This window comes from Erythrobacter sp., from assembly GCF_036351135.1.
In the GTDB taxonomy this organism is placed as follows: Bacteria; Pseudomonadota; Alphaproteobacteria; order Sphingomonadales; family Sphingomonadaceae; genus Erythrobacter.
Genome location: NZ_JAZBON010000017.1, coordinates 41,704 through 59,705, shown reverse-complemented (window position 1 = coordinate 59,705; position 18,002 = coordinate 41,704). Strand labels below are relative to the sequence as shown.

General features: G+C 64.8%; 20 protein-coding genes and 1 tRNA gene. 6 read left to right on the top strand and 15 right to left on the bottom strand.

Going from position 1 to position 18,002, the window contains the following annotated elements; genetic code table 11:
* Positions 1 to 10: 10 nt before the first annotated feature.
* From V2I30_RS05005 to ahcY, 5 genes are read right to left on the bottom strand one after another with little or no spacing between them, the layout of a single operon-like run.
* Entirely contained in the window at positions 11 to 742 is a 732-nt protein-coding gene (locus V2I30_RS05005; protein ID WP_330660981.1) for a nucleotidyltransferase family protein, read from the bottom strand.
* On the bottom strand, positions 739 to 1,725 hold the full coding sequence (locus V2I30_RS05000) for an aminoglycoside phosphotransferase family protein (RefSeq protein WP_330660980.1): 987 nt from the start codon (positions 1,723 to 1,725) through the stop codon (positions 739 to 741). The genes V2I30_RS05005 and V2I30_RS05000 overlap by 4 nt, the downstream gene beginning before the upstream one ends.
* Positions 1,722 to 2,183: a tRNA (adenosine(37)-N6)-threonylcarbamoyltransferase complex ATPase subunit type 1 TsaE gene (tsaE, locus tag V2I30_RS04995; RefSeq protein ID WP_442896903.1), complete on the bottom strand. Its 462-nt coding sequence runs from the start codon at positions 2,181 to 2,183 to the stop codon at positions 1,722 to 1,724. Before tsaE ends, V2I30_RS05000 begins: the two co-directional genes overlap by 4 nt.
* 11 nt (positions 2,184 to 2,194) lie before the next feature.
* The gene (locus tag V2I30_RS04990; protein WP_330660978.1) at positions 2,195 to 4,579 is read right to left on the bottom strand and encodes a PAS domain-containing sensor histidine kinase; all 2,385 of its coding nucleotides are present in this window, start codon (positions 4,577 to 4,579) and stop codon (positions 2,195 to 2,197) included.
* Positions 4,580 to 4,628: 49 nt separating this feature from the next.
* Positions 4,629 to 6,047, bottom strand: a complete 1,419-nt coding sequence (gene ahcY, locus V2I30_RS04985; protein WP_330660977.1) for an adenosylhomocysteinase — start codon at positions 6,045 to 6,047, stop codon at positions 4,629 to 4,631.
* Positions 6,048 to 6,200: 153 nt separating this feature from the next.
* On the opposite strand from ahcY, the gene V2I30_RS04980 reads away from it, so the two are divergent.
* The gene (locus V2I30_RS04980) at positions 6,201 to 6,680 is read left to right on the top strand and encodes a peroxiredoxin (RefSeq protein ID WP_330660976.1); all 480 of its coding nucleotides are present in this window, start codon (positions 6,201 to 6,203) and stop codon (positions 6,678 to 6,680) included.
* Between the two features lie 60 nt (positions 6,681 to 6,740).
* On the opposite strand, the gene V2I30_RS04975 is transcribed toward V2I30_RS04980, so the two are convergent.
* From V2I30_RS04975 to V2I30_RS04965, 3 genes are all read right to left on the bottom strand, one after another.
* A complete protein-coding gene (locus V2I30_RS04975) occupies positions 6,741 to 7,205 on the bottom strand; it encodes a septal ring lytic transglycosylase RlpA family protein (protein WP_330660975.1) in 465 nt (154 codons plus the stop codon).
* A gap of 195 nt (positions 7,206 to 7,400) precedes the next feature.
* The gene (folE, locus tag V2I30_RS04970) at positions 7,401 to 8,021 is read right to left on the bottom strand and encodes a GTP cyclohydrolase I FolE (RefSeq protein ID WP_330660974.1); all 621 of its coding nucleotides are present in this window, start codon (positions 8,019 to 8,021) and stop codon (positions 7,401 to 7,403) included.
* A gap of 164 nt (positions 8,022 to 8,185) precedes the next feature.
* Positions 8,186 to 8,686: a hemerythrin domain-containing protein gene (locus tag V2I30_RS04965; RefSeq protein ID WP_330660973.1), complete on the bottom strand. Its 501-nt coding sequence runs from the start codon at positions 8,684 to 8,686 to the stop codon at positions 8,186 to 8,188.
* A 96-nt stretch (positions 8,687 to 8,782) separates the two neighbouring features.
* Here V2I30_RS04965 and V2I30_RS04960 point away from each other — a divergent pair, with 96 nt between their 5' ends.
* On the top strand, positions 8,783 to 9,217 hold the full coding sequence (locus tag V2I30_RS04960) for a metallopeptidase family protein (RefSeq protein WP_330660972.1): 435 nt from the start codon (positions 8,783 to 8,785) through the stop codon (positions 9,215 to 9,217).
* Between the two features lie 88 nt (positions 9,218 to 9,305).
* Here the strand turns inward: V2I30_RS04960 and V2I30_RS04955 are convergent.
* Together V2I30_RS04955 and V2I30_RS04950 are read right to left on the bottom strand one after the other, a co-directional pair.
* Positions 9,306 to 9,382, bottom strand: a tRNA-Arg gene (locus tag V2I30_RS04955).
* A 74-nt stretch (positions 9,383 to 9,456) separates the two neighbouring features.
* Positions 9,457 to 9,888 carry a (deoxy)nucleoside triphosphate pyrophosphohydrolase gene (locus V2I30_RS04950; protein WP_330660971.1) on the bottom strand — a complete coding sequence of 144 codons (432 nt, stop codon included), beginning with the start codon at positions 9,886 to 9,888 and terminating at the stop codon, positions 9,457 to 9,459.
* Between the two features lie 96 nt (positions 9,889 to 9,984).
* Between V2I30_RS04950 and V2I30_RS04945 the strand changes: the two genes are divergently transcribed.
* Positions 9,985 to 10,167, top strand: coding sequence for a Flp family type IVb pilin (locus V2I30_RS04945; protein ID WP_330660970.1), 183 nt, complete (start codon positions 9,985 to 9,987; stop codon positions 10,165 to 10,167).
* A gap of 124 nt (positions 10,168 to 10,291) precedes the next feature.
* Positions 10,292 to 10,462 carry a Flp family type IVb pilin gene (locus tag V2I30_RS04940; protein WP_330660969.1) on the top strand — a complete coding sequence of 57 codons (171 nt, stop codon included), beginning with the start codon at positions 10,292 to 10,294 and terminating at the stop codon, positions 10,460 to 10,462.
* A 130-nt stretch (positions 10,463 to 10,592) separates the two neighbouring features.
* On the opposite strand, the gene V2I30_RS04935 is transcribed toward V2I30_RS04940, so the two are convergent.
* The 5 genes from V2I30_RS04935 to V2I30_RS04915 all read right to left on the bottom strand — a co-directional run bounded on the left by V2I30_RS04935 (position 10,593) and on the right by V2I30_RS04915 (position 16,248).
* Positions 10,593 to 12,071: a M48 family metalloprotease gene (locus V2I30_RS04935; protein ID WP_330660968.1), complete on the bottom strand. Its 1,479-nt coding sequence runs from the start codon at positions 12,069 to 12,071 to the stop codon at positions 10,593 to 10,595.
* Between the two features lie 133 nt (positions 12,072 to 12,204).
* Positions 12,205 to 13,167, bottom strand: coding sequence for an acetyl-CoA carboxylase carboxyltransferase subunit alpha (locus V2I30_RS04930; protein WP_330660967.1), 963 nt, complete (start codon positions 13,165 to 13,167; stop codon positions 12,205 to 12,207).
* A 10-nt stretch (positions 13,168 to 13,177) separates the two neighbouring features.
* Positions 13,178 to 14,065 (bottom strand): tyrosine recombinase, encoded by an 888-nt coding sequence (locus tag V2I30_RS04925; RefSeq protein ID WP_330660966.1) that lies wholly within the window; start codon positions 14,063 to 14,065, stop codon positions 13,178 to 13,180.
* Between the two features lie 33 nt (positions 14,066 to 14,098).
* Positions 14,099 to 16,009 (bottom strand): hypothetical protein, encoded by a 1,911-nt coding sequence (locus V2I30_RS04920; protein WP_330660965.1) that lies wholly within the window; start codon positions 16,007 to 16,009, stop codon positions 14,099 to 14,101.
* 2 nt (positions 16,010 to 16,011) lie between these two features.
* Positions 16,012 to 16,248: a hypothetical protein gene (locus V2I30_RS04915; protein ID WP_330660964.1), complete on the bottom strand. Its 237-nt coding sequence runs from the start codon at positions 16,246 to 16,248 to the stop codon at positions 16,012 to 16,014.
* 56 nt (positions 16,249 to 16,304) lie between these two features.
* On the opposite strand from V2I30_RS04915, the gene V2I30_RS04910 reads away from it, so the two are divergent.
* Together V2I30_RS04910 and aroB are read left to right on the top strand one after the other, a co-directional pair.
* Positions 16,305 to 16,877 carry a shikimate kinase gene (locus tag V2I30_RS04910; RefSeq protein ID WP_330660963.1) on the top strand — a complete coding sequence of 191 codons (573 nt, stop codon included), beginning with the start codon at positions 16,305 to 16,307 and terminating at the stop codon, positions 16,875 to 16,877.
* Positions 16,862 to 18,001: a 3-dehydroquinate synthase gene (gene aroB / locus V2I30_RS04905; protein ID WP_330660962.1), complete on the top strand. Its 1,140-nt coding sequence runs from the start codon at positions 16,862 to 16,864 to the stop codon at positions 17,999 to 18,001. The genes V2I30_RS04910 and aroB overlap by 16 nt, the downstream gene beginning before the upstream one ends.
* Position 18,002 lies beyond the last annotated feature (1 nt).

Here is an 18,002-nt window from a genome sequence, read left to right as displayed (position 1 = left end):
AAAAGCGAGCTCAACCCCTCGCCAGCGCATCTTCGGTCGGCCTGATCGCATCGGGGGTGCCGACTTCGAACCAGCGTCCGGTGAAGGCGACCCCGTAGAGCCGCCCCTCGTCGAGCGCCCGGTTCCACAAGATGTTGGTCGAAAACTTGCCTTCGGGCGCATCGCGCAACAGACGCTTTCCTATGAGTTGGATGCCCGTGTAGATGAAGGGCGCGACCCGGCCCGGCTGCCGCCGCGAAATACGCCCATGCGGGTCCATATGAAAATCGCCGAGCCCGGAGAAGTTTGCCGCGCTGCGATGGCTGACCAACAGGAGCAGCGCGTCCATCCGTTCCGGGTCCCAGCGTGCGGACAGATCGCGGAAGGCATCGCGCGGCCCTTCGAGCCAGATATTGTCGGCATTGAGGCAGAAGAACGGGTCGGGCAGCAGGTCCTGTGCCTTGATCAGCCCGCCCCCCGTTTCGAGCAGCACCTCGCGCTCATCGGAAATCGTGACTCCCGGCGCCTCGCGCTCCAGCACATGCGCCTCGAGCGCGTCGGCGAGATAGTGCACGTTGACCACCGCGCGCGCGATACCGCATTCGGCAAGCCGATCGAGCGCATGGTCGATCAGCGGCTTGCCCGCGACCCGCACCAGTGGCTTTGGCATGGTCGCCGTGAGCGGTCGCATGCGCTTGCCAAGGCCGGCAGCCATTACCATCGCGGTGTCGCTTGCGAGGCCGGCTTTGCCCTTAGCGGTCATACGCTCCCCCCATGCCTTGCGCGCAGCTCGCCAGGGATGTTCCGATCGAACCATCGAGCAACCGGGCCCAGTGCCGGATGCGCCAGATCGCGCTCCATCGCCGCCCAGACGCGCGGGATCATGGCGAGATAGCGCGGCTTGCCATCGCGCTCGGCAAGGCGGGTGAAGATGCCGACGATCTTCGCATTGCGCTGTGCGCCGAGCCGCGCGTAATCGGCCTGGAAATGCTCGCCAGCTCCAGCGGCCGCCATATATCGCTCGAGCATCGCCGCTTCGAGATCGGGCGACACGTCGCGGCGGGCATCCTGCAGCAGGGAAACCAGATCGTAGGCGCGGTGCCCGACCAACGCGTCCTGAAAATCGATCAGCCCTTGCGCCCCCCCGTCGCGCGGATCGCCCAGCAGCATGATGTTCTCCGCATGATAATCGCGCAGCACCGTTACCGGTTGGTCCTGCCGCTCAACCAGGGGAGCAAGCGCCTCCTCCCAGGCCTCCGCATATCCCACCTCGTCGATGTCCAGCCCGTGCGCCTGGCAAAACCATTCAGGCAGGAGCATCGCTTCGCGGACATAGGTCGCCATATCGTAGGGCGAAAACGGGCCGGCGGGCCGTTCGTGCAGGCGCACCAGCGTGTCGACAGCCGCCTCGTAGGCCGCACGCTCCGCACCAGGGTAATCGTCCAGCCAGTCGCGCATCCGATGCTCGCCAAAATCCTCGGTCAGCACCCAGCCCTCGCGCGGGTTTTGCGCATGGATTTGCGGCGCGCGCATACCGTGCGAGGCGAGCCACTGCGCAACCAGCAGAAAAGGCTGCGGATCCTCGTGCGGCGGCGGAGCGTGCATCAGCATCGCGCTCTCACCCGAAGCGCGGCGCAGACGGAAGTAGCGGCGGAAAGAGGCATCGCCAGGGATCGGTTCGATGCGCGCATCATCCCAGCCGGCAGATGCAACGAATTCGCTCAGACCCTCGGGAAGATCGCTCATGCCATGCGCTCTAGCCAAGCCGCACCGGGCTTCACAATCGCTATCCGCCCGCCATCCGCAGCTTTCCCGTCGCGTTCGAGCGCAATCGTCAGACATTGAGGCTCATGCACGAAGCCCCCGGCACGGGCTGGCCATTCAGCGATCAGCGCCGCGCCCTCGCGATAATCCTCGAGCCCCAGTTCGGCGGCCTCCGACGGATCCTCCAGCCGGTAGAAATCGGCATGCACGATCGGCAGACGCAGCGGAGGGGCATCGTAGGTCTCGACGATGGTAAAGGTCGGCGAAGGCACTTCGCCGTCATATCCGAGATGCGCAATGATCGCGCGGGCCAAAGTGGTCTTCCCCGCCCCCAGACCGCCTTCGAGCGCGACCACATCGCCCGGACGAAGGCGATCGGCTATTTGCGCGCCGAAACGTGCCATGGCGGCTAGGTCTGGGAGCGCGCGGCGCTGGTCCATGGGCATCGGCGTCAGGGGAGCAAGATGGTCACCGCGGTGCCCTGCCCCTTGCGGCTGACAATGTCGAGCCGCCCGTCATGCGCTTCGATCAGCGTGCGGGCGAGCGGCAGGCCGAGCCCGTTACGTCGCTCGCGCTCGCCCTCCCCCTCGTGCTCCAACCCGCCGAGCGCGCGGGCGAGCTCGTCTTCCGACATGCCGCTGCCATTGTCGATCATGTCGATCTGGGCCGCCCACTGGTCGTCCCCGCCTGCGCCCTTTCTTGGCTGCGGTTGCGGCAACTCGATAACGATCTTGCCGCCCGCCTCGGTCCCCGCGATCGCATTGTCGAGAAGATTGCCAATCGCGCGGCCGAGCTGGCGCGGATCGGCTTCGACCTTGCGCTTCCTGCCGCCCTTGAGATCGAGGCTCAGCCCGCCCTCGATGATCGCCTTTTCGCGCTCGCGTACCAGTCGGGTGAGAAACGGCAGGAGGTCGAGCTCCTCCTTGGCGATCGGCATCAGGCCCGCTTCGGTCTGGGAAAGGTCGAGGACGTTCTCCACCTGCTCGGTAAGCCGCTCGACCGAGGTGAGGATCGCCTCGATATAGCCGCGCGCCTGCTCGTTCATCTCGCCCGCCGCCCCGCTGGCGAGCAATTCGGCAAAACCTCGTACCGAAGTGAGCGGGGTGCGAAACTCGTAGGACATGTTGGCAAGGAAACGCGCTTTAACCCCGTCGGCTTCCTCAAGCGCCTGCGCCCTCTCGCGCAGCGCCGCCTCGGCCTTCTGCGACGCCGTGATGTCGAGCACGGTCAGCAGCCCGTTACCGTCGGGCAGCGGCACGCCGGCGAAGCGCAGCGTGCGACCGTCGGCCAGCACGACCTGTCCCTGCTTCTCGCGCCGGTCGAGAGTGGCGGCACGCACCACCGCACCGATCGCGGCGGTTTCGTTCGCATCGCGCAGATTCGCCCCGATCGCTTCGAGCAGCTTCTCGGCGCTGGGGTGGGTGTCGAGAAAGTCGGCGCTCAGGCCCCAGGTGCCGGCGAAACTGCGGTTCCACAATTGCAGCGAACCGTCGGGGGCGAAGATCGCCAGCGCCTCGAACAGGCTGTCGAGTGTGGCGGTGCGGGTGCGCAGCAGGGTGTCGCGTGTGGCCGAGAGCGCGAGTTGTTCGGTCCGATCTTCGGCGATCATCACGAGGCCGCCATCGGGCATCGGCTGCGCGACGATGCGCAGATGCGTGCCGCCGGGCAGCGGCCAGTTTTCCTCGACCGTTTGCGCCGCATCAAACCATTCGCGGTGATCGCGGCGCCATTCGGGAAAGTCGCGCACCTCTGGTGTGCTCCCATGTTCGCGCGCGTCGGCAAGGAAGCGGTCGAACGCGATACCCTCCCCGATCGCTTCCTCGCCAAGCCCGAACCGCCGGCGGAAGGGACGATTGGCGAAGACCAGCGTCTCGTCCGCGCCGAATTGCGCAACGCCGACCGAAAGCTGGTCGAGCATGGCGCGCTGCGCTTCGCGAAACGCACGAAATTCGCGCGCGACCTGCTGTTGTTCTTCGATGTCGATCGCATAGCCCGCGACGCCGTTGCGGCCGAGCGGCAGGTCGGTCACCCGCAGCGCACGGCGCTCGCCCTCGATCGTGACAGCGTCGGTCCGGCTGAGTTCCTCGCCGGTTTCATAAGCCTCACGAGCGATCTCGCCCGGCGAACGGCCTTCATGCGCTTCGAGCAGCTCGATCTGCTGCTCGATCACCGTTTCGAGGTCGGGCGCACCGACCGCTTCGACATAGGCGAGGTTGACCAGCTGCAGCGCCATGTCGGGGCCGCGGAACCACATCGGGGTGGGCGCGGCTTCGATAAGGCCGATCAGTGCGGCGAAGTCGGACCGGGCGCGCGCGGTGTCGGCGCGCAATCGCGCCAATTCGTCGGCGCTGGCGGTGAAATCGAACACCCAGACGATCGCCGCGCCGCCGGCGGAGACCTTTGGATCGGCCAGCGCGCCCTGCAATTGCAGGCTGCGCCGCGCACCCGGCGGGGTCAGCGTCATCGCAAACGGCGCGGCGCTCTTTTGCGTGGCCCTGACCTTGGCCCACAGCGCATCGACCTGGTCCTGCGAAAGCCCCCGCCCCCCTTCGCCGTCCACAGCGCCGCCGGTCAGTTCGCTGACATATTGCGGCATTGCGGTCAGCCCGAGCCAGCGCGCGAGCCGTTCGGGTGCCTCGATCCGGCCATCGACGCGGATCAGCATCGGGATCGCCGGCGCGACGTCTAGCAGATGCTGCATCCGAGCAAGCGAGGTTTCGAGCGCCTTCGCCCGCCGCGTGCTCGCACCGGCGCGCAGCACGACGATTGCTGCAGCGACCGTCCAGGCGGCGAGCACCAGCGCGAGGATCACGAGAGCCAGCGGCGTCAGTTCCATCACTGCCAGCTATGCCTGTGGTGCCCGCCATGCAACGGGCGAAGAGCAATCAATAGCGGTAATGATCGGGTTTGAACGGCCCTTCCTGCGGCACGCCGATGTAGTCGGCCTGCTTCTTCGACAATTGCGTCAATTCGACGCCGAGCTTGTCGAGATGCAGCGCGGCAACCTTCTCGTCGAGATGCTTGGGCAGGACGTAGACGTCGTTCTCGTATTCGTCCGACTTCGTGTAGAGCTCGATCTGCGCCAGCACCTGGTTGGTGAAGCTCGCGCTCATGACGAAGCTCGGATGGCCAGTCGCGCAGCCCAGGTTCACAAGGCGTCCCTTTGCGAGGATCAGCAGGCTCTTGCCATCGGGCAGCGTCACCATATCGGTGCCTTCCTTGATCTCCTTCCACTCGTAATTGTCGAGCGCGGAAATCTGGATCTCGCTGTCGAAATGGCCAATATTGCACACGATCGCCATGTTCTTCATCGACTTCATGTGCTCGCCGGTGATGACATCTTCATTGCCGGTGGCAGTGACGAAAATGTCGGCGCGCTTGGTCGCTTCTTCCATCGAGACGACTTCGTATCCGTCCATCGCCGCCTGCAGCGCGCAGATCGGGTCGATCTCGGTGACCATCACGCGAGCACCGCCATCGCGAAGGCTGGCGGCCGAACCCTTGCCGACGTCGCCGTAGCCGGCAACGCAGGCGACTTTGCCGGCCAGCATGACGTCGGTCGCGCGGCGGATGGCGTCGACCAGCGATTCCTTGCAACCATAAAGGTTGTCGAATTTCGACTTGGTCACGCTGTCATTCACGTTGATCGCCGGGAACGGGAGCTTGCCCTGCTTGGCGATTTGGTAGAGGCGCATGACGCCGGTGGTGGTCTCTTCTGAGACGCCCTTGATGTTCTTCACGCTCTTGGTGAGATAGCCCGGCTTCTTTGCGACGAAGGCCTTCAGCGCGCGCTGGAACTCAATTTCCTCGGCATTGGAGGGTGCGGGCATTTCCTCGCCCGCCTCGATGCGCGCGCCCCAGAGCGCGAACATCGTCGCATCACCGCCATCATCGAGGATCAGATTGGCGGTGAGGTCTCGATCGCTGTCGCTCGACCAATCGAAGATGCGCCCGACATAGTCCCAGTAATCCGACAGGCTCTCGCCCTTGATCGCGAACGCGGGAATGCCCTGATCGGCGATCGCGGCGGCGGCGTGATCCTGCGTCGAGAAGATGTTGCAGGTGGCCCAGCGCACTTCCGCCCCGAGAGCAACCAGCGTCTCGATCAGCACCGCGGTCTGGATCGTCATATGCAGCGAGCCGGTGATCCGCGCACCCTTCAGCGGCTGCGAGGAACCGTATTCCTCGCGTAGCGCCATCAGCCCGGGCATCTCGGTTTCGGCGATCGCGATTTCGTCGCGGCCATATTGAGCAAGCCCAATATCCTTGACGATATATTCCTTGTCAGCTGCGATCGTGGCCATCATTTCCTCCGTTAAATCGATTGCGCGCGGACCTAGCGAGAGGCGCTTGTCCGCGCAAATATAAAGTTATCTTTATATCTGTAATTGTTGCTCCGGACAGGTCCGCCTGTATATCGAGCGCCATATACCCCCGCGAGCGAAAGGATATTGCGAATGAGCATTTCTGTAGGCGACACGATCCCCGACGTAACCCTGGTCAAAGCGAGCCCCGAGGGGCCGCAGCAGGTCCAAGCTCGCGACTATTTCGCCGGCAAGAAGGTTGCGCTGTTCTCCGTCCCGGGGGCCTTCACCCCGACCTGCTCGGCCAAGCATCTGCCCGGCTTCGTCGACAAGGCGGAAGAATTGAAAGCGAAGGGCATCGACGAGATCGTCGGCACCGCGGTTAACGACGCCTTCGTCATGCAGGCCTGGAACGAGAATGCCGGTTCGAGCGACATTACGATGCTCGCCGACGGCAACGCCGAATTCGCCAAAGCGGTCGGCCTGACCATGGACGGCAGCGGCTACGGCATGGGCACACGCGGTCAGCGGTTCTCGATGCTGGTCGAAGACGGCAAGGTCACCCAGCTGAACGTCGAGGATCCAGGCGACTACAAAGTCTCGAGCGCGGAGCACATGCTGGGACAGCTCTGAAACGTCGCCGGTGCCAACGCCGCCGTGCAGTGCGCGATACCGCGCATGGTCGCCATTAGATTAGCTCGCCAGCAGTCCAAGTCTCACCCGCCCAGTTCCCGACTGGATCAAACCGATCGTACGGGCAGCGGCGGTCGAGAGATCGATCACGCGGCCGCCGTGATACGGGCCACGATCATTAATACGCACGACGACGCTTTCGCCGTTACGGGTGTTTGTGACCCGAACCCGGCTGCCAAGCGGGAGGGTGCGATGCGCGGCGGTATATTGTCGCGGATCGAAGACTTCGCCGCTCGCAGTGCGATTGCCGGCGAGCTCGTCTCCGTAAAAACTCGCTTCGCCCGAACCGAGGGAAGTCTCGTCGGACGAGGCGTCATATTGATTTTTCGGGCTAGAGGCAGACCGATCGAAGGCGCTTACCGGCTTGGATTCGACGCTGGCAACGCCGGTGCCTAGCCTGATCGTATCGGGCGTAGTGCGATCGTGAATAAGCGTATAGGCAAGAGCAAGGGAGATTGCGGCCAATACAGCCAGTCCGATCAATAGCAATTGACGCTGCGATTTGAGCCTCAGAAAAGTCTGCAATCGCTCTCTTCGGCTGGGGAGATGGGAACTTCGTACGTCGGCTTGGGAAGTGCTGTCCATGTATTAACAATGCATACCCCCCCACCGATTGTTCCGAAGTAGATCGAATCCGCGCCTTGTCTCGATCTTCTTCGCTTAATACCCCATCAAGCTCAGCACTTCCTTGCGGCTGCGCTCGTCTTCGAGGAAACAGCCCATCATGCGGCTGGTGGTCATGCCGACGCCGGGGGTCTTGACGCCGCGACCGGTCATGCAGCCGTGTTGCGCTTCGATGACGACGGCAACGCCCTGCGGTTCGAGATTGCTCCAGATGCAGTCCGCTACTTCTGCCGTCAGACGCTCCTGGACCTGGAGGCGCCGGGCGAAGCCGTGTAGAACGCGGGCGAGTTTTGATATCCCTACCACGCGCTTGTGTGGCAGGTAGGCGATGTGGGCGACGCCGGTGATCGGGGCCATGTGGTGTTCGCAGGCCGACTGGAAGGGGATGTCCTTTAGCAGCACAATCTCTTCATAGCCGCCGACCTCTTCGAACACGCGGGAGAGATGGATTGCGGGGTCCTCCTTGTAACCCTCGCAATATTCGAGCCATGCCCGCCCCACCCGTTTGGGCGTGTCGAGCAGCCCCTCGCGTGCGGGATCGTCGCCCGCCCATTCGATCAGCGTGCGGATCGCGTCCTGCACCTTTTCGGGCACGTCGGGCTTTTTCAAAGGGTTGTTCGGATCGAAGTCGTCGTCGGCCCCGTGAAGGTCTCTCATAAACGGCATTTCCCAGTTTCAGGCGTGGCGATCCCCACCCCGTTCCATTACGCAAAGGGGTGCGCGAAACAAGGCTCGCGGGGCCGATGGCACAAAGGAAAGGGCACCGCAGGCGCGTTGCCAGCGGTGCCCCTCTCGTTTCGGCAGCGAATGTACGGTGCGCACTATTCCTTGGCGTCTTCCTTTTCCTCGGGCGTCACCTCGGCCGCGGCCTTTTCCTTTTCCTTGCGCTCGTCGAAGGTGGCGGTCATCTCCTTGTCCATCGACTTGTCGATCTGATCGGCGAAGTCGGGGAAGTGATCTTCCTCCTCCTCGTTGATATGGTGGCGATAGCGCTCGTCCAGCTGCTTGAACTTCTGCATCCAGGCGCTCGAACCCATATCGGTGGCGGCGAGGTCGTTGAGCATTTCGTCGATTTCGTGATGCTCGGCGACCGAATGGCGGGTCTCGTCGCTGACATCGGGTTCGGCGAGCATTTCGGAATAAACCGCCTGCTCTTCGGCGGCGGCGTGGCTCTTCAATTCCTTCGTCAATTGGGTGAACAGCTCGCGGCGCTCCTCACTGGCGCCTTCGGTTTTGGCGATCCGATCGAGCAATTCGCGCTGGCGATCGTGGTCGGTCCTCAGACGTTCGAGAACCTTGGTGTCTGTGTCGGATGAACTCATGGCGGGCTCCCTTAGTGTAAGCATGTGCGGGGAATGTCTTCACTAAACCAAAGGCTCAAACCGGCGATTGTTCCGCGCCGCTTGCCGCGAAGGCCCGTGCCGCCCATATTCAATGGCATGGCCGGAACCCATGCCAGAACCTATGACGGTCCCGATGCCGCCGCCTTTGAGGACTGTGCGCTCAGGGCGCTCGAAAGTATGCCTGCGGAGTTTCGCGAACCCTTGCGCGATTGCGTGCTGAGGATCGAGGAGTTCGCCCGGCCCGGCCAGCTCACCTCGGTCGATCTGACGGACTCATGGGAGTTGACAGGGCTATATGAAGGCACGCCGCTGCCCGAACAGTCGCTGTTCGATCATGCGCCGATGCCGCCGATCATCAGCCTATTCCGCCAGCCGCTGCTGAAAGAGATGGACGAGACCGGCGTCGGCTTTGCCGAACTGGTGCGCCATGTCGTGGTGCACGAGGCGGGCCACCATTTCGGCTTCAGTGACGACGATATGCACGCGCTCGAGGATATGGCCGGCGATTAGGGCCGGCGATCGGTCTCGCGCCGATCGCGAAACCAAACCGACCGCCCCGACAAAAAAAGCCCACCCGCGTTTCGCGGATGGGCTTTCTTGGCGCGCCAGGAAGGATTCGAACCTCCGACCGCCTGATTCGTAGTCAGGTACTCTATCCAGCTGAGCTACTGGCGCGCGGGGAGTGGGGCACATAGGACCGGGGGCGTGGATTGGCAATCCCCTGTTTGGCCGTTCGCTTCTTTCGCCCGTTACCATTCCCTGCATCGTTCCCCGGTCCCGCCGAACAGCTGGGCAGCTAGGTCGCAGTCGAGCGGCGGCTTAGCGAGCGAGCGCACTTCGGCGGCGGTGAACCAGCGTACCTCCCCTCCTTCGAGCGCCGCCGGCGTCCCCTCCCAGCACGCGATAGTGTAAAGTAGGATGACAATCGGCGCCGCTTCTATCCGAACGCCGCTTTCGGCAAAAGCAGATGGCCAGCAATCGGTCTCGCGCACCGCGATCCCCAATTCCTCGCGCAATTCCCGGATCAGCGCTTTTACCGGGAATTCAGTATCTTCGACCTTGCCACCCGGGAATTCCCATAGGCCGCCGTGATCCTTTTCCAAAGGTCTGCGCTGCAAAAGCCAATTGTCTCCTGAGCCCCGCAAAGCCCCTGCCACAACCCAGATCGGTCCCGCTGTCATGTCGGAAATTCTTCCATCCGAGCCTTTTCTATCAATGATTTCTTAACCCGGCGACGCGAAATTGTATCTCGTCAGGAACGTATCCCAGGTGACTTCATGCATTCGACGCCATTCCTCAAGAGTATCTGGAAAGACGAATCGGGTGTCACCGCCGTGGAATATGGCCTGATCCTCAGCCTCGTCGTTGTCGCTATCCTCGTGGCTTTTCAGGGCCTTGCCTTGACCACCACGAGTATTTGGGACGACATGGCTGAACAGTCCGATGAGGCAATGGGGTGATAAGAATTTGGTAAGGGTCCAGATTAGGACTTTCTCAATCGCTTCGCGCTAATTCATCAAATGTCCAGTTGATTGACCATTGGCAGGGCACGGGTACCGAAGACCAAAACCAGGAGACTACATAATGACTTTCATCAACAAGCTCGCTCGCGACGAACAGGGCGCGACCGCCATTGAATACGGCCTGATCGCCGCTCTGATCGCCGTTGCCGCGATCGCCGCGATGACCACGCTCGGCAGCAACCTGACCAACACCTTCAACGAGGTGAACACGGCCATGGAAGGCGAAGACTAACCTTCTACGCTTCATAAAAAAGGAGGCGGCGGGGTCATCCCCGCCGCCTTTTTTGTTGTCTGGCTTCGACGGAAACAAGAAAGGTCCGCGCCGAAAGACGCGGGCCCTTGCCGTTTGCGGGAGTATCGTTCTACCGGCCGCGGACGACGATCTTGACTTGCTGTCCGGGCTGCAGACTGTCGTTCGAACCCAGTGCGTTGAGCACGCGGAACCTTTGCTCCTGCGCGTCGGTATAGGCCATGCGCCGCGCCAGGCTGGAGACCGTATCGCCGCGCTGCACCGTAACGACATCGAGCCGGCGCGGGATCACCTGGTCGGCTTCGGCCTGGCTGATCCGGCGCATCGACTGGAACATCGGGCCAAAGGTGTTGGCACGCCCCGCCGGCGTGATCGCGGCAAAGTGATAGGCGCGATCGTTCGAAAATTCGTAGGCGAACACCGTCACGTCGACCTGTTGCTGGCCGTTATTGACGCGTGCCTGGCCGACCATCGCGGGGATCCCATTGACGGTGGTGCGCTGCATCTCCGCCGGGGCGAGCTGGCTGTTCTCTCCACCAAGCGCCGCGAACTGCTGACGCACATAGGTTTCGAGATTGCCGTTATAGGGCGCGAGGGTAAGCTGGGCCTGCCCGCCCTGACCGTTGATGCTGACCGCGCGGGTCGAATTGATCATGAAAAAGCCCTGTGGCGCGGTGAAGGTCAGACGCAGGTCGGGATGAATGAAGCTGCGACCCTCGATGATGCCCTGTTCGGGATCGTCGCCATAAAGAAGCCCGTCGATGCGCTGCAGGAACGTTGCCGTGTTGGTCACCGATCCGGGCAGGCCTTGCGCGTTCGAGATTGCGCGCTGGACCCGGCTCGCGGGATCGGGGTGAGTCGATGCCCATTCGGGCGCGGTGGCATCTTCGCGGCCCTGAAGCCGCGCATCGAGCGCATTTTGCGCGGCGAGGCTCGCAAGCACCGTTCCCATCGCGCGCGGCTCGTAGCCCGCCCGGGTCAAATACTGAATTCCGAGATCGTCCGCCTCGAGCTCCTGCGAGCGCGAATAGCTCAGCGTCAGCAGCTGCGAGCCTTGCAGGAAACCTCGGGTGAGCGTGTCGCCCAACCCGGTATCGCCGAGCAGGATGGAAGACCCGATTGCGCCTAATACGCCGAGAATCGAATTGCGCTGCGCGCGTTGCTGACGGCGCTGCGAATGGCGCGCGGCTACATGGCCGACCTCGTGGCCGAGCACGGCAGCCAGTTCGGCCTCATTGTTCATCAGCGTCACCAGCTGGCGCGTGGTATAGATATAGCCACCCGGCACGGCAAAGGCGTTGTTGATCGGCGAATTGAGGAGGCTTACCGTAAAGCTATCGCGGGCATTGCCGAGCCCGGAATTGACCGCGATGTTCTTGCCCACCTGCTCCACATATTGCGCCTGCGGCCCGGTCATGGCCCCGCCGAACTGCTGAAGCAATTGCGGATGGTATTCCGCGCCCTGCTGCATCTCGGCTGGAGTGATCGGGGTCGAGGCGGAGGGAATATCGGCCCCTCCCACGCAGCCCGCGAGCGCGGTGGCAAGCGCAGCGATACCCGCCGTGCGAGCCAGTATTTTCTTGTTTTTCATCGTCTTCGCCTTTCGGTGCGGTGCCGCGTGGGACGGCTCGTATATATCCTATCAATGGGCGTGACAGGTTCAGGTTCCACGCAAGAGCACCGCGCGGCGGGACAGGTGGGACGGCGGATGACGGAAGAGCGTATCAGCCCGTCATCTGCATGAAGCGCTCTTCGCGCGAGCTCTGCAATTCCTCGGTGCTGCGCCCGGCAAGCGCACTTAGCTCCTCGCCGAGCACCGTGCAGAGGCGCCGTGCCATGCCGGCAGGATCGCGATGCGCGCCGCCGACGGGTTCCTTGACGATCCGGTCGATCACCCCGAGCCGCTTCAAATCCTGCGCGGTGATCTTCATCGCCTGCGCCGCATCCGCGGCCTTTTCCGCCGTGCGCCACAGGATCGAAGCGCACCCTTCCGGCGAGATCACTGAATAGACCGCATGTTCGAGCATCAATACCCGTTCCGCGCTGGCCAGCGCCACCGCGCCGCCCGATCCGCCCTCGCCCACGATTACCGACACCATCGGCACGGGCAGCGCGAGGCACGCCTCGGTCGAGCGCGCGATAGCTTCGGCCTGACCGCGTTCCTCGGCCTCGATCCCCGGAAACGCGCCCGACGTATCGACGAGCGTGACAACCGGCAGACCGAAGCGCCCCGCAAGCTCCATCAGGCGGATCGCCTTGCGATAGCCCTCGGGCTTGCCCATGCCGAAATTGTGGCGGATGCGGCTGCTCGTATCGTGACCCTTTTCGTGCCCGATCAGCATGACACGGCGCGTTTCCCCGCTTTCGCCTCCATCGAGTGTCGCAAAGCCGCCGAGGATCGCCTCGTCTTCGCCGAAGAACCGATCGCCGCCGAGCGGCACGAAATCCGCAAAGCAATGTTCGACATAGTCGCGGAAATGAGGGCGGCCGGGATGCCGCGCGACCTGCGTCTTTTGCCAAGGCGTCAGCGAGGCGTAAGTCGAGGCGAGCAGCTCTCTGGACTTGGTTTCCAGCCGCTCGATCTCGGCCGCCACGTCGACCCCGTGATCGACATCGAGCTTACGCATTTCGGCGATACGCTCGTCTAGGCTGGCGACCTGTTTCTCGAATTCGAGGTAGGATAACATGGCCGCCGCGCTAGTCCTTCGCGCTGTGGCCCGCAAGTGGGTGCCGCGCATTGACGAGCGCGACGAGGCGCGCTGCATCGACATGGGTGTAGATCTGGGTGGTCGCGATATCGGCATGGCCGAGCAGCGTCTGGAGCATGCGCAGATCGGCCCCACCTTCGAGAAGGTGGGTGGCAAAGGCATGGCGCAGGACATGCGGGCTGACCCGCGCGGGATCGATCCCGGCGCGCGTCGCCAGCGCCTTGACGAGCTGAAATAGACGGACCCGCGAGAGGTGCTTGCCCCCGCGCGAGGGGAAGAGGAAGCGCGAAGGGGGCGTGTCAGGGCGCACCGCGATCCAGCGCGTAAGCGCCTCTTTCGCGCGTTCGCCCACCGGCACAGTGCGCGCCTGTCCGCCCTTCCCCACCAGGGTCAGCAGCGGCGCATCGCGCGGAACGGCAGCCAGTGGCAGGTCGACCAGCTCGGTCGCGCGCAGACCCGAGCCGTAGAGCAATTCGAGGAGAGCCAGCTGGCGGATGGCGGCGGGTTTGCCACTCTCGGCTTCGCGCTCGGCCGTGGTAAAGAGCGCGTCTATCTGGGCGTGGCTAAGCACCTTGGGCAGCGGGCGGCGTGCGCGCGGCGCGGGGAGCGCACCGGAAGGATCGTCCTCGCGCCAACCTTCCTCCAACGCGAAACCGAAGAATTGGCGCAGGGCCGAAGCCTTGCGTGCGGCGGTGGACGGGGCGAGCGCGCTCCATTCGCCGGCCAGTTTCGCGATCGCCGCGCGCGGAGCTGCCGAGAGATCGCCGACCGCCTCCTCCGCCTGGGCCAGATCGCTGCGATAGGCGGCGAGCGTATTTGCTGCCGCGCCGCGTTCGGCGGCGAGCATGTCGAGAAAGGCGCGGGTGGCGGCCGACATCTGCGCTGCGCCTGCTCGACGCGCCGCCCCGCCCTAGGCGCGGGCTACCGCTTCGGCGGCGATCATGCGCGCCTCGGCCTCGAGCCCGACACGGGTGAGCGCCGCGGTGATGTGGTAAAGATGCAGCGGGGTCATCTGCGCCCAGCTGTCGCCCTGCATGCCGAGCCCCGCAAGCAGCGCTACGAGCGCCGCATTCTCGACCTCGGCGGCGCGCGCGATGGTGCGGCTCCAGCGGGTTTGCCGCGTCAGGTCGCCGCCCGCCTCCTCGCTCCAGGAGGCGAGACTTCCACCCGGTAGCCGCCCGAGCCCGGCCAACCCTGCGACCAGGAACGCGCTGCGACGCTGGCCGGCGCTTTCATCGGCATCGCGGAAGCTATCGATCCCGCCGCGCGAGGCGGCACGCGCGCCCGGGTCGGCCAGCGCCAGCATCGCCCAGCCAAGCGACCCCGTCTCGACCACGCCGCGCCAGCCCGCCGCGTCGCGATCGAGCCCGGCGGTCAGCATCGAGGCAATGAGATCGTCCGCCGCCTTTGTCTGCGCTTCGGCTGGCGCGATCCGCGCCGCGGCATAGGCCGTCAGCACCCGGCCCGCAAAACCGCTCTCCCCCTCGCCCCACAGGCCGCGCATGGCGGCGATCCGCGTGGCAGGGTCGGGCGCGACATAGGCTTCGCGCAGCCGCGCCGCCGCCTGCGCTTCGACGCCGCTCGCGCCTTCGAGCGCGTATAGGCGACTGTAGAGATCGACCAACGCGCTCGCCGAAAATACGCCGCGCGCCGCGGCGGTCTGCGCGTATCGCGCCCGCATGCTCATCGGCAGCGCCGCATTGGCGGCGCCGGCCAGTGCGTAATAGGCTCCATCCGCGCCTGTCAGCGCCGTATCGAGCAGCTCTTCCGGTATATCCTCGCCCACTGCCTGGGCGAGCGACATGCGCCAAGGCGTAAGTTCTTCGGCACCGTCCCAATCGACCCGTGTGCCGCCCCGCCCACGCCCGGCGGCGCCGGCATATCGCTGCGCCAGGAGCAGGTCGATCTCGGGAGCGATCGCGCGGCTTTGCGCGATGTTGAGCTGCGAGGCGGCGAGCGCGCCCTCGCCGGCATAGGCGTTGCAGATCGCCTGCCACATGACGCGCTGCGGATCCTCGCGCCCGCCGCCCTGCAGGCGGATCGCCGGACAGGCGCCCGCGACATCGCTCGCCGCGATATAGGCATCGAGCGCCGCGTCGGTGAGCGCGCCGTTCCAGTTGCCGGTATCAATATCCTGCGCCAGCGCGCGCGCGACGGTGAACTCACCCAGCGTATTGAGCGCCGCGATGCGCAGGGCGGCAAACTCCACCGGGTCCATGCCTTCGGGCGCGGCAAACCGGCTCGCCAACGTGCGGCGCAGCAGGATATGACCCCAGCGCGAGACCATCGGCCCGCGAATACCCGCCACCACTGCCCGTACCAGACTCGGTGGTTGGGCCGCGAGCGACCGGGTCGCGAAGCCGCCCTCCTCCGGCGCGAGAATACCGACCTGTTCCAGCGAACGGCGGGCGGCGGGGGGGATGTCGTATTCGGGCTTCAACCCCAGAAGATCGTCCAGTTCGTCAGTCGATAGCGCCTCGAGTTCGCGCAGGGTCGGCAGGCCTTTCAGCTCAGATGGTGAGACGGGCGGCGCCGCGGGCGCGGGCGCGCCGCCGGGTGCCTGCGGCAGCGGCGGCGCGGTGGTCGGACCTGTCGGCGAGGGCCGGGGTGTGGCTCCAGGCGCGGCCGGTGACGGCTGATTGGGCCGTGCGGTAGGAGTGGGCGTCGGCGTCGGCTGCGGATCGTCGAATCCGGGGGGCAGCAGCGATACGGGCGCGTCTTGTGCCAGCGCCAGACCGCCTGCCACTGCGCCCATCAGTGCTGCGGCGAGAGCAAATCCAGCGCTGCCGGACCGCAATCCGGCTCGGGATTTTGCGCGCATTCTCATCCGTGCCTCTCGACCGGTACCGGCACCGATGTCGCATCGCTCAGCGTCACCTTTTCGGCGATCGGGCGGATGGGCTCCTCCCCGCCGTCGATCCAGGCGACGAGCGTGACCAGCGCGATGGCGCCCGCCGCATAGAGCGGCCAGCGGCGCAGCGCGTCCTTTCGCGCCTCGCCTTTTGTCTTTCGCGAAGGGTCCCGCGAGAGGATGACGCGTTTTTGCGTGTCGTCAGACATGTTGCGCGCGCTCTACCCCATGTCTAGGCCAGCGTGAACAGCTTTTCGGTGGTGGCATGGACCCCAAATCTACGAACGGTGACGACGAATTTGTAGCGCTGGCGGCGCGCATCGCCCAGCCGATCGTGCTGGTCGGACTGATGGGGGTCGGCAAGTCGACCGTCGGGCGGCGGGTCGCCGCCATGTTAGGACGCGGTTTCGTAGATGCCGACGACGAAATCGAACAGGCCGCGCAGCGCAGCATTCCCGAGATTTTCGAGGAGTTCGGCGAAGACTATTTCCGCGACGGCGAGCGGCGGGTGATCGCGCGGCTGATCGAAGACGATGCGGGCGTGATCGCGACCGGCGGCGGCGCTTTCGTCGATCCGCAGACGCGCGAGCTCGTGCTGGACAAGGCGATCGCGGTGTGGATCGATGCCGATATAGAGACGCTGGTCGAGCGCACCTCGCGCCGTAACACGCGCCCGCTGCTACGCGGCGGAGATCCTCACGCGATCCTCTCCGATCTCTACGATAAGCGCCGCGACCATTATGCACAGGCGCAGGTACGCGTATGCAGCGAGAACAGCCCTCATGCCGATACGGCGCGGGCAATCATCGAAGGCGTGGACGCATGGCTGAGGCGGTAGCCCCGACGATCGTTCCGGTGGCGCTCGGCGGGCGCTCCTACGAGGTGCGCATCGCTCCCGGCCTGCTCGGCGATATTACAGGCCAGGCCGCGCCCTTTCTCGCGCCCTATGGCGAGCGTCCCGTCCCCATCGTGGCCGACGCCAATGCCCGCGCGCATCATGGCGAAGCGCTTGAGCGAGCCCTCGCGGCGGCGGGCCATTCCGTGCGCTGGTACGATGTGGCGCCGGGCGAGGGTTCGAAAAGCTGGGCCGGGCTCGAAGCGCTGACCGACTGGTTGCTGGCCCAGGGGGTGACCCGCTCGGACCATGTCTTTGCGCTGGGCGGAGGAGTGGTCGGCGACCTCGTCGGCTTCGCCTGCGCGATCCTCAAGCGCGGTTGCGGCTTCGTCCAATTGCCCACCACCTTGCTGGCGCAGGTCGACAGTTCGGTCGGCGGGAAGACCGCGATCAATGTCGCGGCGGGCAAGAACCTGATCGGCGCCTTTCACCAGCCTTCGCTGGTGCTTATCGACACCGGGACGCTCGACACCCTACCGCCGCGCGAAATGCGCGCGGGCTATGCCGAGGTCCTGAAATACGGCCTTTTGGGCGATGCGCCGTTCTTCGCGTGGCTCGAGGAGTATGGAGATGCGGTCCTGGCGCGCGAAGATGCACCTCTCGGCCGCGCCATTTCCACCAGCGTCGCCGCCAAGGCGTGGATCGTCGCCGAGGACGAGCGCGAGACGTCGGGAGTGCGCGCGTTGCTCAATCTCGGTCACACATTCGGCCATGCGCTCGAAGCCGCGACGGGGTTCTCGGACCGGCTACTCCACGGCGAGGCAGTGGCGCTCGGCATGGTGCTGGCGGCGCGCTATTCGGCTCGTCGTGAGTGGCTCAATGACGCGGCCGCCGAGCGCGTGACGCGGGCCATCGACCGGGCGGGCCTGCCGAGCGAAATCGCGGCGCTCGGCCTCGATTGCAACGGCGCGGCGCTGGTCGATCACATGCGCCACGACAAGAAGATGGAAGCCGCCGGCACGCTGCCCTTCCTGCTGCTGAAGGATATCGGCGCAGCTTTCATGGCGCGCGATGTCGACCTCGCCGATCTGGCCGCCTTCCTCGACGCACAGCTTCAGGCACACTGAC

What these genes read in the sequence shown, in the direction of transcription:
- V2I30_RS04925 (WP_330660966.1), bottom strand. Translation starts at nt 14,065, where the DNA reads ATGTCGGCCGCCACCCGCGCCTTTCTCGACATGCTCGCCGCCGAACGC.
- V2I30_RS04965 (WP_330660973.1), bottom strand. Translation starts at nt 8,686, where the DNA reads ATGAGTTCATCCGACACAGACACCAAGGTTCTCGAACGTCTGAGGACC.
- V2I30_RS05000 (WP_330660980.1), bottom strand. Translation starts at nt 1,725, where the DNA reads ATGAGCGATCTTCCCGAGGGTCTGAGCGAATTCGTTGCATCTGCCGGC.
- V2I30_RS04920 (WP_330660965.1), bottom strand. Translation starts at nt 16,009, where the DNA reads ATGCGCGCAAAATCCCGAGCCGGATTGCGGTCCGGCAGCGCTGGATTT.
- V2I30_RS04935 (WP_330660968.1), bottom strand. Translation starts at nt 12,071, where the DNA reads ATGAAAAACAAGAAAATACTGGCTCGCACGGCGGGTATCGCTGCGCTT.
- tsaE (WP_442896903.1), bottom strand. Translation starts at nt 2,183, where the DNA reads ATGGACCAGCGCCGCGCGCTCCCAGACCTAGCCGCCATGGCACGTTTC.
- V2I30_RS04915 (WP_330660964.1), bottom strand. Translation starts at nt 16,248, where the DNA reads ATGTCTGACGACACGCAAAAACGCGTCATCCTCTCGCGGGACCCTTCG.
- folE (WP_330660974.1), bottom strand. Translation starts at nt 8,021, where the DNA reads ATGAGAGACCTTCACGGGGCCGACGACGACTTCGATCCGAACAACCCT.
- V2I30_RS04945 (WP_330660970.1), top strand. Translation starts at nt 9,985, where the DNA reads ATGCATTCGACGCCATTCCTCAAGAGTATCTGGAAAGACGAATCGGGT.
- ahcY (WP_330660977.1), bottom strand. Translation starts at nt 6,047, where the DNA reads ATGGCCACGATCGCAGCTGACAAGGAATATATCGTCAAGGATATTGGG.
- V2I30_RS04940 (WP_330660969.1), top strand. Translation starts at nt 10,292, where the DNA reads ATGACTTTCATCAACAAGCTCGCTCGCGACGAACAGGGCGCGACCGCC.
- V2I30_RS05005 (WP_330660981.1), bottom strand. Translation starts at nt 742, where the DNA reads ATGACCGCTAAGGGCAAAGCCGGCCTCGCAAGCGACACCGCGATGGTA.
- V2I30_RS04980 (WP_330660976.1), top strand. Translation starts at nt 6,201, where the DNA reads ATGAGCATTTCTGTAGGCGACACGATCCCCGACGTAACCCTGGTCAAA.
- V2I30_RS04990 (WP_330660978.1), bottom strand. Translation starts at nt 4,579, where the DNA reads ATGGAACTGACGCCGCTGGCTCTCGTGATCCTCGCGCTGGTGCTCGCC.
- V2I30_RS04950 (WP_330660971.1), bottom strand. Translation starts at nt 9,888, where the DNA reads ATGACAGCGGGACCGATCTGGGTTGTGGCAGGGGCTTTGCGGGGCTCA.
- V2I30_RS04930 (WP_330660967.1), bottom strand. Translation starts at nt 13,167, where the DNA reads ATGTTATCCTACCTCGAATTCGAGAAACAGGTCGCCAGCCTAGACGAG.
- aroB (WP_330660962.1), top strand. Translation starts at nt 16,862, where the DNA reads ATGGCTGAGGCGGTAGCCCCGACGATCGTTCCGGTGGCGCTCGGCGGG.
- V2I30_RS04910 (WP_330660963.1), top strand. Translation starts at nt 16,305, where the DNA reads ATGGACCCCAAATCTACGAACGGTGACGACGAATTTGTAGCGCTGGCG.